Below are 12,267 nucleotides of genomic sequence, written 5' to 3' on the forward strand. Positions count from 1 at the left end.
CGCTAGATCAGATAATGCTCTGCCCGGTCGCTTCCCAGTCCTTGAGGAAGCCCTCGATGCCCTTGTCGGTCAGCACGTGGTTGAACAGCTGCTTGATGACCTTGGGCGGCGCGGTCATCACGTCGGCACCGATCAGCGCGCTTTCGAGCACATGCGTCGTATGGCGCACCGAAGCGACGAGGATTTCGGTCTCGAATAGGTAGTTGTCGTAGATCTGGCGAATGTCGCGGATGAGGTCCATGCCGTTGGTGCCGTTGTCGTCGTGACGGCCGACGAAAGGCGAGATGAAGGTCGCGCCCGCCTTCGCTGCGAGCAGCGCCTGGTTCGCGCTGAAGCACAGGGTCACATTGACCATGGTGCCATCGTCGGTCAGCGCCTTGCAGGTCTTGAGGCCGTCGATCGTCAGCGGAACCTTGATGCAGACGTTGTCCGCGATCTTGCGCAGGACTTCGGCCTCTTTCATCATCGTCTCATGATCGAGCGCGACGACTTCCGCGCTGACCGGACCATCGGTGATGCCGCAGATTTCCTTCGTCACTTCCATGAAGTCGCGGCCCGACTTCGCGATGAGCGAGGGGTTGGTGGTAACGCCGTCGAGCAGGCCGGTCGCGGCCAGTTCCTTGATGTCGTCGATTTCGGCGGTGTCGGCGAAGAATTTCATCGGTTGCGGTCTCCGGAAGAATGCGATTCCCCGGTGCTCTAACGAAGCGTGGGCGCAGCCGCTAGCCCCGCCTGTGCACTAGAGGCGCGAGCCGACCCCGAAGACGCCGATAATCAGCGGGTCGTTGGTCGCGCGCGGATTGCGGCGGATTTCCGCTTCCTCGAAGCCGATCTCGGTCCAGATCGCATCGTTGATCGAGTTCGAGAAGCGGGTCGCGACGCCCGGCACGTCGACACCGGAGAGGCGCGCGATGGCATCGCCGATGACCGGGTCGCGCGCGATGCGGATCGCATCGCCCAGTTCGGGGACCATGGCTTCGACCAGCGTATTGCCCATCTCGCCGCGCAGGAACGCGGTCGCAGCGGTCGGGCCGCCGTTCACCAGTCGCTCGGCCGCTTCGAAACCGACGACGCGCACGGCATCGGCGACCAGGGGTGCCGCTCGCTCCGCACCTTCGATGGCGAGATCGGCGAAGGCATCTTCAAGCCGCGACTTGAACAGGGTCGAAGTGAGGATCGAGGCGAGGATATCACCGCGCGTGCCGAGGATATTGCCGAGCCCGATGCGCCCGACCTGGTCGTCCCAATAGCCGCCGGGCGCGGTAAGGCGGGCGAAAGCGCGCTCGCTCGAAAGCAGGAGCAGCCGGCGAATGGCATCGGTCAGGCCGTAACCGGGAAGTCCCGCACACCCCGACAACAGGATCGCGCCGGTTGCGGCGCTGCCGCCGAGGAATGCGCGGCGTCCGATCGCATTGCTGAAATTATCGGTCATTGAAGGCTCTCCTTGCTTGCGACACAGACGCGCAAAACCCCATATTGATCCGCGAACATGAACCGCGTCCGTCTCCTTGTCTTCAACGCAGCACTCGGCCCGCTTGACTATCGTGTCCCTGACGGCATGACGGTCGAGCCGGGCTCGGTCGTCGTTGCGCCGCTCGGGCCGCGGCAGATCATCGGCATCGTCTGGGAGGAAGAACGCCTGCCTACCGAACCGGTGCCCGACAGCAAGCTGCGCCCGCTGCTCGAGGTGCTCCCCGTGCCGCCGATCAGGTCCGAACTGCGCCGCCTGATCGAATGGACTGCGGACTATTACTGCGCACCGCTGACCGCAGTTGCGCGCATGGTCATCTCCTCCGGCGGGGCGCTGCGCGGGCCGGCTACCATTACCGAGTACCGGTTGTCGGGCGGGATGCCGGAGCGCATGACGCCCAAGCGCGAACTGGCGATGGCTGCGCTCGAAGGGGAACAAGCGACCATTCGCGAGCTTGCAGAGATCGCGGGCGTATCGGACGCGGTGCTGCGCGGGCTGGTCAACCAGGGCGCGCTGGAGCCGGTGGTGGTCGACTGCGACCGCCCCTACCCCCGCGCCAATGCGGGCCACGCGACAGTCGACCTCAGCGAAGAACAGCAGGCGGTATCCGCCCGTCTGGTCGAGGCGGTCGAGGCGGAGGAGTTCGCGCCCTTCCTGCTCGACGGGGTGACCGGCTCGGGCAAGACCGAAACCTATTTCGAGCCGATGGCAGCTGCGCTCAGGGCCGACCGGCAGGTGCTCGTCCTGCTGCCTGAAATCGCGCTGACGGAGAATTTCCTGCGCCGTTTCGAAGAGCGTTTCGGCGCGCCGCCGATCGTGTGGCATTCCTCGCTGAAATCGACCGAGCGTCGCCGTGCGTGGCGCGCGATTGCGAGCGGCGAGGCGCAGGTCGTGGTCGGCGCGCGCTCGGCGCTGTTCCTGCCCTATGCCAATCTCGGCCTGATCGTCGTCGACGAGGCGCACGAGATCAGCTTCAAGCAGGACGACGGCGTGCGCTACAATGCGCGCGATGTTGCAGTCATGCGCGCCCGGTTCGAGAAGATCCCCGTCGTCCTCGCCAGTGCGACGCCGGCGCTCGAAAGCCTACAAATGGCCGAGAGCGGTATCTACGAAAAGCTCGACCTGCCGAGCCGCTACGGCGGGGCGACGCTGCCGGAAATACGCCTGCTCAACCTGACCGAGGAACCGCCAGAAAAAGGCCGCTGGCTCGCGCCCGAACTCGCGCGCGAACTCTTCGCCCGTCTCGAACGGGGCGAGCAGTCGCTGCTGTTCCTCAACCGCCGGGGCTATGCGCCGCTGACCTTGTGCCGCAACTGCGGCTACCGCTTCGAATGCTCCAACTGCAGCGCGTGGCTGGTCGAACACCGCTTCAGCCAGCGCCTCGCCTGCCACCATTGCGGCCACGAAGAGCGCGTCCCCGAAGCGTGCCCGGAATGCGCCGAGCCCGATTGCCTCGTCGCCTGCGGACCCGGCGTCGAGCGGATTGCGGACGAGGTGGCAGAGATCATGCCCGAAGCGCGCGTCGCCGTGGTCACCTCCGACACGCTCAACAGCCCGGAAAAAGCGGCCGCATTCGTCGCGCAGGCGGAAGCGAAGGCGATCGACGTGATCGTCGGCACCCAGCTCGTGACCAAGGGTTTCCACTTCCCCGAGCTGACACTGGTCGGCGTGGTCGATGCGGACCTCGGCCTCGAGGGCGGCGACCTGCGCGCGGCAGAGCGCACGTACCAGCAGGTCGCACAAGTCGCCGGTCGCGCGGGACGCGGGGCGAAGCCCGGCACGGTCCTCATCCAGACCCGCCATCCCGATGCACCGGTGATCGAGGCGCTGGCGGCAGGCGACCGCGACGCCTTTTACGAGGCGGAAACCGAAGCCCGGCGTCATGCAGGCGCGCCGCCGTTCGGTCGCTGGGCGGCGATCATCGTCTCGAGCGAAGACGAGAACGAGGCGCGCGAGGCCGCCCGCATGATCGGCGGCACCCAGCCCCGGGTGAAGGACATCGCGATCCTCGGCCCGGCGCCTGCTCCGATGTCGCTCTTGCGCGGGCGCTACCGCTACCGGCTGCTGATAAACGCACGCCGCAGCGCACAGGTGCAGGACGTGATCCGCGACTGGCTCGGCAAGCTCGAATTCCCGCGCGGCGTGCGCGTGAGCGTCGATATCGATCCCTACAGTTTCGTTTGAGGCGCTCGCCTCTTGAAATATTGCCCCGTCTTTGCGAGCATTTCGGCCGAATCGTAGGGGTCGAAATCATGAATTCAATTCGCAGACTATTTTCCGCACTTGCGGCAGCGCTCACGCTCGTCGCAATGCCTGCCAGTGCGCAGGAGTGGTATCGGGCGGATACCGACAATTTCATTATCCTGAGCAGTGGCAGCGAAGAGAATATTCGCGAATGGGCACTGAAGCTGGAACGCTTCGATGCGCTCATGCGGCTGCGCTACCGTATCCCGAGCGATCCGTCGCCCAACCGGCTGACGGTCTACGTCCTCGGCGATTCCCGCGACGTGATGGAATCGCTGACCGGCGGCAAGCAGGGTTCGGTCGCCGGCTACTATTCGAGCCAGCTCGACGGCAGCTACGCGGTCACGCAGCGCACCATCGCGCGGCGCGGCGAGCTGAGCGGCCAGGAAGTGCTGTTTCACGAATACGGCCACCACTTCATGTATCGCTATTTCCCCTTCGCCTATCCGGGCTGGTACCGTGAAGGTTTCGCGGAATATTACGCGACCACCGAGTTCGACGAAGATGGCAACTGGAACTACGGCAAGCCGCCGATCTATCGCGGCAGCACGCTGACCGGCATCGACCGCCAGATCTCCTTCAAGAAGATGCTGACGACGCCGCAGGCCGAGCTGGACGACTTCGAGTCCTACCAGGTCTACACCCGCGGTTGGCTGCTCGTTCACATGCTGCATTCCGATCCGGAGCGCGGCCGCCAGCTGAACGACTTCCTGATCCGCGTCGGCAATGGCGAAGATCGCAAGGCGGCAGCCGAGGCAGCCTTCGGCGACCTCGACGAACTCGACCGTGAAGCGCGCCGCTACATGGGCAAGAGCCCGACCTACATCCGTGGCCGCGAGCCGATCGAATACACGGGTCGTTTCGACGTCGTGAAGCTGGATTCGATCGATTCCCGTTTTGAGGAACTGCGTCTCGCCAACCGTCGCACCCGCTTCCGCGAGGAAACGCGCGACAAGCTGCGCGCGCTTGCCGAGGAAGCACCGGGCCGCATCCACATCTGGAACGAGCTGGCGGATGCCGAACACATGGTCGCGCATAGCGAACAGTGGAAGGAATCGCGCCGTGCGGCCCGCGCTGTCGATCGCAACGTGAAGAACGAGGACATCGAACGCGGTCCGGTCAATCTCAACGCGGCCATCGCAGCAGTCGACCGGGCGCTCGAGATCGATCCGGAAAACTACCGTGCGAACGCGCTCAAGGCCGAGTTCTTGATGGATGTCGCACGCGACAACGACCAGCCGAGCCTGTGGGCGGAAGGCCGCGCGCATGCGATCACCGCCAACCGCGTGCGTCCGGACGATCCCTTCCCGCTCTCGCTGTTCTACGACAGCTATGCCGAGGCGGGTGAAGAGATCCCGGATATGGCGCGCTCCGCCCTCGCCCGTGCATTCGAACTCGCGCCGGAATCGGAAGAGCTGCGCGTCGACTACGCGCTCGACCTTGCCCTTCAGGGTAGGACCGACACGGCCGTCGACGTCGTCGAATTCCTGCTCGCTTCGCCGCACAGCGAAGATCGCGGCAAGCTCGCGCTGCAGCAGATCGAGGCGATCAAGAACGGCGCAACCTTCCTCGAAGCCAGCGAAATGAAGCTGGACGACGAGGAAGAGGAAGACGCGTAACAGCGAACACCTCTTAAACGGGGATGACGAGAGGGGGTATGGCGGCTAGCTGTACCCCCTCTTTCCATTAATGGAGTTGTCTCGTCATGCTCACCGTCCACCACCTTCGCCTGTCGCAGTCCGAACGCATCGTCTGGCTGTGCGAGGAAATGGGCATCGAGTACGACCTCAAGCTCTACAACCGGCGGACCGACAACAACCTCGCGCCCGACGAGTACAAGGCGCTCCACCCGATGGGCATCGCACCGGTCATCACCGATGGCGATTTCGTGCTCGGCGAAAGCGGCGCGATCATCGACTGGATCGTCGCGAAATACGGCGATCATGGCCTGGTCCCGGGCAAGGACCATCCCGACTTTGCCGATCACCTCTTCTTCTACCACTGGGCCAACGCGACCTTCATGACCAACGGCATGATGGCACTCGTCGCGAGCCGGATGGTGGAAGGCGGCGAAATGCCCCCCTTCGTCGCGGATCGCATGGCGAAGAGCTGGGCGATCGTCGAGCAGCGCCTTGGCGAGGCCGAGTATTTCGGCGGCTCGCAGCTCACTACGGCAGACATCATGATGGGCTTCCAGCTGACCACCAGCCGCGCGATGAGCGGCATGGGCATCGAGGGCATGCCGAACCTGCAGGCCTATCTCAGACGCATCGGCGAGCGCCCGGCCTACCAGCGCGCCATGGCCAAGGCGGAACCGGGCATGGAGCCTAAGCTCGACTAGTGCGTTGGAGGCGCATGGCCTCCAGCGACAACCCGATCCTCGCCCCCATTCTCGGCGACCAGCTGACCCGCACGCTCGCGAGCCTGCGCGGCCGGGCCAAGGACGACACCGTCATCCTGATGATGGAGGTGTGGGACGAGGCGACCTACGTCAAACACCACAAGCAAAAGATCGTGCTGATCTTCTCGGCCATGCGGCATTTCGCGAGTGAATTGCGCGATGCCGGCTGGACGGTCGACTACATCCAGCTTGGTGACGAGGACAATTCCGGCAGCTTCACCGGCGAAGTTGCTCGCGCCGTCGAACGCCACGATCCGCGCGCGATCCACGTGGTCGAGGCAGGCGAATGGCGCGTGCAGCAGGCGATCGACGAGTGGCCCGACAAGTTCGACTGCGAAGTCGAAATCCTGCCCGACGACCGCTTCCTGTGCTCGAAGGCCGAGTTCCGCGACTGGGCACAGGATCGCAAGACGCTGCGGATGGAGAACTTCTACCGCGAGATGCGCAAGAAGACCGGCCTGCTGATGGACGACGGCAAGCCCGAAGGCGGGGAGTGGAACTACGACAGCGAGAACCGCAAGCCGCCCAAGGAAGGGCTCGAAGCGCCCGAGCGCCCGCTGTTCGAACCGGACGAAATCACGCGCGAGGTCATCGAACTGGTCGAGAGCCGCTTCGGCGACCACTTCGGCAGCCTCGACAATTTCGGCTGGCCCGTCACCCGTGACGAGGCGGAGAAGGCAGCCGATGCATTCTTTGCCGAGCGGATCGAGAAGTTCGGTCCCTACCAGGACGCGATGGTCCACGGTCAGGACGACCTGTTCCACTCGATGCTCTCGACCAGCATCAATCTCGGCCTGCTCGACCCGCTGGAGCTGTGTGAGCGTGCGGAGCAGGCCTATAAGGACGGCAAGGCACCAATCAATTCGGTCGAGGGTTTCATCCGCCAGCTGATCGGCTGGCGCGAATATGTTCGCGGGTTCTACTGGCATTTCATGCCGGGGCTGGAGAGCGACAACAAGCTTAACGCCCAGCGCGGCCTGCCCGAGTTCTACTGGACCGGCGAAACCGACATGCGCTGCCTCGCCGACTGCATCCGCTCGACCCGCGACAATGCCCACGCGCATCACATCCAGCGGCTCATGGTTCTCGGCAATTTCGCGCTGCTTGCGGGCATCAATCCGCGCGAGGTGCAGGACTGGTATCTCGTCGTCTATGCCGATGCCTACCAGTGGGTCGAACTACCCAATGTGAGCGCGATGATCCTCTATGCCGACGGCGGCAAGCTCGCGACCAAGCCCTATGCGGCGAGCGGCAACTACATCAACAAGATGAGCAATTACTGCGGCGACTGCGTGTACTCGGTAAGCAAGAAGACCGGCGAAGGCGCCTGCCCGTTCAACGCGCTCTACTGGCACTTCATGGACCGTCACCGCGACCGGCTGGAATCGAACCACCGCATCGGGCGGATCTATTCGACCTGGGACCGGATGGACGAGGCCAAGAAGCAGGAATATCGCGACAGCGCCGAAGCGTTCCTCGACACGCTCACTCCGGCAGATTCGAGCTGGGCGCGGACTGACTGACCGAGCAGGTCAGGCCTGCGCCTGCTTCGACCACATCGGCGTGATCCACTTGCCTTCCTTGCGGGCCTGCCAGACCATCCAGACACCTGCAGTCGTCGCAACGACCAGCGCGATGACCGAAGCCTCGAGCCCGAATGCGCCGCCCGACAGCCAGTCCGGCCCGCTCAGCCGCGCATCGACCAGCCCTTGGAAGCTGTAGCCCGATACCGGCACGCCCCAGATGAAGCCCTGCGTTACGTTCCAGCCCGCGTGGATACCCACGGCGAGCCACAGCGAGCGGGTCAGCATGTATGCGCCGCCAAGCAGGATGCCTGCCTCGATCGCAATGGCGATGGAGGAAAACAGCGTCGCATTGTCGTTCGCGGCATGGCCGAAACCGAACAGCAGCGAGCTGATTGCCAGCGCGACCCAGCTCCCGGCGAATTCCTCGAGCCAGCGGAAGATGATGCCGCGCAGCAGCAGTTCCTCGATCAGCCCGGCCGAAACGCCGGTCAGCATGACGATCTGCACGAAGTCGGAGAAGCCGCCCTGTCCGGTCACGCGGTAGGCCCCGGCAACCGCGGCGATGCCGACCACGGTGGTGAAAATGGCAGCCCCGACACCGAAGCCCAGCGCCGTATCGGTCAGAGAGCCTGCGACCGGCAGATCGTCCTGCTTGCGCCGCCCGAGCCGCCGGATGACGAGCTTGTAGATCGCAATCGCGGCAGCGACCGTCACGACGGTGCGGATAGTCACGTCGATATTCGGGTCGAGCGTTTCGGGAAGCAGGCTCAGCGACACCCCACACAGCGCGAGAACGCCAAGCAGCAGCACGGTTGCGACCACCATCGCGGTCAGCGGGAATTCCCATACCTTGCGCCACAATGGTCGCTTCGCTGCGGTTGTGGCTGCGGTTGCGATTTCGTCGGTCATTGCCCCTCCATTGTCAGCTGCGGGAGAGGCCGCAATTCGCGAGCCGTGTCAATCGGCTTTGGCGCGTTCCCTGCGCAGCAATTCGGCTTTGATATCGCTGCCGTAGGCGTAGCCGCCGATGGAACCGTCGCTGCGCACCACGCGGTGGCAGGGAATGAGCACAGCGACATTGTTCGCGCCGTTCGCGCTGCCGGCTGCGCGGGTCGCCTTGGGCTTGCCGACTGCGGCGGCGAGCTGCGCGTAGGAGCGGGTCTCCCCCGCCGGGATTTCGCGCAGTGCCTGCCACACGGCTTCCTGGAACGCGGTGCCCTTCACATCGAGCGGGATGTCCTGTCCGGTGCCCGGCTGCTCGACCGCATCGACCACACGCTGGAGCAGCGAGGAAAACGCCTCGCCGCCCTCGACCAGTTCGGCATTGGGAAAACGTGCGCGAAGCTCGGCCTCGTCCTCGTCGAACGAGAGGCGGCACACGCCCTTCTCTGTCGCCGCGACCAGCATCGCGCCGATCGAGGTGTCGACGACCGCCCAGTGGATCGTCACCCCGGCCCCGCCCTTGCTCCAAGCAGAAGCGCTCATCCCCTGGTCCTTTCGCTGGTCATAGAAACGCGAGGGCGCCGAATAGCCCGCCTCGTAGATTGCGCCGGCCACGCTCTCGCCCTTGCTCAGCGCCTTGCCCGCCCGCTCGCGCCGCAGCGCGCGCTGGTAGGCGGCAGGAGAGAGGCCGACGGCGCGTTTGAAGACCCGCTGGAAATGCGCCGCGGAATAGCCGGTCAGCGCCGCCAGCTTGTCGAGCGAGACGCCCTCCTCGCTCCGCTGGAGCAGGGCGAGTGCATCGCGCACCGCGCATTCCTCGCGCGATTGCTGGTCCGGGGCGCAGCGCTTGCAGGCGCGCAAGCCCGCCGCCTCGGCTGCATCACAGTCCGCATAGAAGCGCACGTTCTCGCGCTTGGGAGCACGCGCCGGGCAGCTCGGGCGGCAATAGATTCCGGTCGAATGGACGCCGGTCACGAACACCCCGTCGAACCGCCGGTCCTTGGCGAGCGCGATCTGCCAGCGCTGGTCGTCGGTCAGTGGGTTTGCCGTGTCCGTCATCGTCTTGCTCCCGAGCCCGTGTCAGTCAGCCCCGTCTAATGCAAACCTTATGGTGCCGCGTCCCGAAGCTTGCGGTCAATGTCGCAAGCGGCATAGAACACCGCCGATGGTTCGCATTCTCTCTGCGCTGCTGGCGCTTCTCGCCCTTTCCCTGCCGCTCACCGCCAAGGCGGACCCGGCGGATATCGACGCGGCTGCGCGCGGCGTCGTGCGCGTCGTCATCATCGGCTCCGATGGCGACGAAGTCTATCCGATCAGCCACGGCAGCGGCTTCGCGGTCACGCCGACCAAGATCGTCACCAACGCCCATGTCGTGCGCGAAGCCTTGCAGGACGACACGCTGCGCATCGGCGTCGTCCCGAGCGAGGGCGACGATGCGACCTATGCCCGCCCGATCTCCGTCAGCCCCAAGAACGACCTCGCCCTGATCGAGATCACCGGCGACCTGCGCCTCCCGCCGCTGACCCTGTCGAGCAACGGTAATGGCGACAGCGGCGAAGTGTCGGCTGTCGGCTACCCTATGAATGTCGACCGGGCGCAGGGCCTCGATATCGAGGACATCTTCAATTCGCAGCCGCCGGTGAAGTCGCGCGGCTTCCTGTCGGGACGCAGGCCCAGCCGCCAGTTCGACACCATCCTCCACACCGCCCCGATCGCGCGCGGCAATTCGGGCGGCCCGCTGCTCGACGGATGCGGCCGGGTGCTCGGGGTCAACAGCTTCGGCGCGGATTCGGGCGGGTCGGACGCGGAGTTCTTCTTCGCCGTCTCGATGCGCGAGGTCATTCCCTTCCTCAATGCGAACGAGGTCGATGCGCGGGTGAACGAACTGCCGTGCCGCAGCCTTGCCGACCTCGACGAGGCGGAACGCGCGCGCATCGAAAGCGAGCAGGCCGCCGCCCGCGCGGAAATGAGCGCCCGCAACGAAGAACGCCGCGAAAAGCGCGAGCGCGCGCAGCTCGAAGCCGAACTGGAAGTGCAGTCGGAGCGCGAGAACGCGATGCTCCTGACCTTCGTCCTGCTGGCGATCTTCACCGTCGCGGCATTCTTCGCCTGGCAAGGCTGGCAGAAGCGCGCGGCCTTCGAAGCAGCAGAGAATGGCGAGGAAGAAGAGAGCAATCCCGGCGAGCGGCAATTGATGATTGCCGGTACGATCGCCGTTATCGCGCTGGTCGCCGCACTGGCGCTGTGGTTCACGCGGCCCGGCATCGACGCGATCGATCGCAAGGTCGCCGCCGCGATGGCCGAGGATGAAGGTGACGGAGAGGACGGAACCACCCAGGTCGCGTCGAGCGACAACGGCACGCTGATCTGCACGCTCGACGTCACCCGCAGCCGGATCGTCGGCGCGCCGGATCGCGAACTGGAATTCGACTGGGATGAAAGCGGCTGCGTCAATGGCCGAACGCAATACGGCTTCGCCGCCGGTGACTGGAGCCGCGTCTTCGTCCCGAACCAGGAGGACGCGGTCTCGGTCAACATCTACGACCCCGACACGCGCAGCTTCCGGACCGACCGCTACCTGCTGGGCCGCAACGCGATGGTCGCAGCGCGCGAGGCCCGCGGCCAGTACACCCCGCCCACCTGCGAGGAACAGGGTGCAGCCTCCAAGCTGGGCGACCTGCAGGGCGCGGTGATTTCGCTACTTCCCGAAGCGCCGAATGAACGGCTGGTCTATCGCTGCGAACCCAAAGGCTAGGGCGGCGCGCTAGGCCGCCAGTGCTTCCCCGCTCAGGGTGATGCGGTGCATCTCGCGACGGTGGCCCTGGTAGTCGTTGACCGCATTGTGCCACGTCGTCCGGTTGTCCCAGATGGCGACCGTGCCGGGCTTCCATTCCAGGCGGCACTGGTTGTCGTCGGTCAGCGCTGCAGCGAACAGCTTCTCGAGCAGCGGCATGCTTTCCTCGCGCGTCTTGCCGACGAAATTGATCGTGAAAGCCTTGTTCACATAGAGCAGCTTGCGGCCGGTATGCGGGTGGCGGATCACGACCGGATGCACTGCGCCGGTCTTCAGATCGTGCCCGCGTAGCTCGCGGCCCATGTCCGTCTGCGCGTAGAGACCGTCGGCCTTATATATATGGTCAGCGGTGTGGAACGCCTCCAGCCCTTCGATCTCCGCCTTCACCTCGTCGGACAGGGCATCATAGGCTGCACCCATGTGGGCCCACATCGTATCGCCCCCGCTCGGCGGGAGCTCGCGCGCGACGAGGACCGAGCCCATCGCCGGGATCTGGTCGTAGGAATGGTCGGTGTGCCAGTCGCCGCCGATATTGGTTTTCTGGTCGGCTTCCTTCTTCACCACCGCGATTTCCTGGAAATCCTGTTGCAGCGGGAAATAGTTGTTGATGTCGATCCCGCCCCAGCGCTTGCCGAAGCGGATGTGATCCTCCGGCGAGAACTCCTGGTCGCGGAATACGGCGACCCCATGCTCGTAGATTGCCTGCTTGACCGCTTCCATCTCCTCGTCGGAGCAAGTGGCAAGCTGAATCCCGGAAATCTCGACCCCGCATTTGGGGGCCATCGGCGTCATCTTCATGTGTCCTCTCCCCAGCCGATCTGCGCGGCTGTTGGCTCCAGTCTAATCCAACCGGCGAAAGAGTCCAAGAATCCGAGAGCGAGTCGGGTTG

10 protein-coding genes are annotated in these 12,267 nt (G+C 64.9%); 5 read left to right on the forward strand and 5 right to left on the reverse strand.

The features are described from left to right. Positions 1–7 precede the first annotated feature (7 nt). Together fsa and EO245_RS11560 are read right to left on the reverse strand one after the other, a co-directional pair. A complete protein-coding gene (gene fsa / locus EO245_RS11555; RefSeq protein WP_128893068.1) occupies positions 8–661 on the reverse strand; it encodes a fructose-6-phosphate aldolase in 654 nt (217 codons plus the stop codon). A 78-nt stretch (positions 662–739) separates the two neighbouring features. Further along, positions 740–1,432, reverse strand: coding sequence for a DUF4197 domain-containing protein (locus EO245_RS11560; protein ID WP_128893069.1), 693 nt, complete (start codon positions 1,430–1,432; stop codon positions 740–742). A 57-nt stretch (positions 1,433–1,489) separates the two neighbouring features. Here EO245_RS11560 and EO245_RS11565 point away from each other — a divergent pair, with 57 nt between their 5' ends. From EO245_RS11565 to EO245_RS11580, 4 genes are all read left to right on the forward strand, one after another. Further along, positions 1,490–3,655, forward strand: a complete 2,166-nt coding sequence (locus EO245_RS11565) for a primosomal protein N' (protein ID WP_128893070.1) — start codon at positions 1,490–1,492, stop codon at positions 3,653–3,655. 68 nt (positions 3,656–3,723) lie between these two features. Further along, positions 3,724–5,334 (forward strand): hypothetical protein, encoded by a 1,611-nt coding sequence (locus tag EO245_RS11570; RefSeq protein ID WP_128893071.1) that lies wholly within the window; start codon positions 3,724–3,726, stop codon positions 5,332–5,334. Positions 5,335–5,420: 86 nt separating this feature from the next. Then, entirely contained in the window at positions 5,421–6,056 is a 636-nt protein-coding gene (locus EO245_RS11575; protein WP_128893072.1) for a glutathione S-transferase family protein, read from the forward strand. Between the two features lie 14 nt (positions 6,057–6,070). Continuing rightward, a complete protein-coding gene (locus tag EO245_RS11580) occupies positions 6,071–7,639 on the forward strand; it encodes a cryptochrome/photolyase family protein (RefSeq protein WP_128893073.1) in 1,569 nt (522 codons plus the stop codon). A 9-nt stretch (positions 7,640–7,648) separates the two neighbouring features. Here EO245_RS11580 and EO245_RS11585 read toward each other — a convergent pair whose 3' ends face one another. After that, complete coding sequence (locus EO245_RS11585) at positions 7,649–8,551, reverse strand: CPBP family intramembrane glutamic endopeptidase (RefSeq protein ID WP_128893074.1); 903 nt, start codon at positions 8,549–8,551, stop codon at positions 7,649–7,651. A gap of 48 nt (positions 8,552–8,599) precedes the next feature. After that, positions 8,600–9,643 carry a bifunctional DNA-binding transcriptional regulator/O6-methylguanine-DNA methyltransferase Ada gene (gene ada, locus EO245_RS11590; RefSeq protein WP_128893075.1) on the reverse strand — a complete coding sequence of 348 codons (1,044 nt, stop codon included), beginning with the start codon at positions 9,641–9,643 and terminating at the stop codon, positions 8,600–8,602. Between the two features lie 106 nt (positions 9,644–9,749). Between ada and EO245_RS11595 the strand changes: the two genes are divergently transcribed. Beyond that, the gene (locus tag EO245_RS11595; protein ID WP_128893076.1) at positions 9,750–11,339 is read left to right on the forward strand and encodes a serine protease; all 1,590 of its coding nucleotides are present in this window, start codon (positions 9,750–9,752) and stop codon (positions 11,337–11,339) included. 9 nt (positions 11,340–11,348) lie between these two features. Here the strand turns inward: EO245_RS11595 and EO245_RS11600 are convergent, their stop codons facing one another. After that, positions 11,349–12,176, reverse strand: a complete 828-nt coding sequence (locus EO245_RS11600) for a TauD/TfdA family dioxygenase (protein ID WP_128893077.1) — start codon at positions 12,174–12,176, stop codon at positions 11,349–11,351. Between the last annotated feature and the right edge of the window lie 91 nt (positions 12,177–12,267).

Source organism: Erythrobacter sp. HKB08 (assembly GCF_004114695.1).
In the GTDB taxonomy this organism is placed as follows: Bacteria; Pseudomonadota; Alphaproteobacteria; order Sphingomonadales; family Sphingomonadaceae; genus Parerythrobacter_A.

Excerpts from the sequence above, each read along its gene's own strand:
- EO245_RS11560 (WP_128893069.1), bottom strand. The coding sequence starts at position 1,432 with ATGACCGATAATTTCAGCAATGCGATCGGACGCCGCGCATTCCTCGGC.
- EO245_RS11585 (WP_128893074.1), bottom strand. The coding sequence starts at position 8,551 with ATGACCGACGAAATCGCAACCGCAGCCACAACCGCAGCGAAGCGACCA.
- EO245_RS11595 (WP_128893076.1), top strand. The coding sequence starts at position 9,750 with ATGGTTCGCATTCTCTCTGCGCTGCTGGCGCTTCTCGCCCTTTCCCTG.
- EO245_RS11575 (WP_128893072.1), top strand. The coding sequence starts at position 5,421 with ATGCTCACCGTCCACCACCTTCGCCTGTCGCAGTCCGAACGCATCGTC.
- ada (WP_128893075.1), bottom strand. The coding sequence starts at position 9,643 with ATGACGGACACGGCAAACCCACTGACCGACGACCAGCGCTGGCAGATC.
- EO245_RS11570 (WP_128893071.1), top strand. The coding sequence starts at position 3,724 with ATGAATTCAATTCGCAGACTATTTTCCGCACTTGCGGCAGCGCTCACG.
- EO245_RS11580 (WP_128893073.1), top strand. The coding sequence starts at position 6,071 with ATGGCCTCCAGCGACAACCCGATCCTCGCCCCCATTCTCGGCGACCAG.
- EO245_RS11565 (WP_128893070.1), top strand. The coding sequence starts at position 1,490 with ATGAACCGCGTCCGTCTCCTTGTCTTCAACGCAGCACTCGGCCCGCTT.
- fsa (WP_128893068.1), bottom strand. The coding sequence starts at position 661 with ATGAAATTCTTCGCCGACACCGCCGAAATCGACGACATCAAGGAACTG.
- EO245_RS11600 (WP_128893077.1), bottom strand. The coding sequence starts at position 12,176 with ATGAAGATGACGCCGATGGCCCCCAAATGCGGGGTCGAGATTTCCGGG.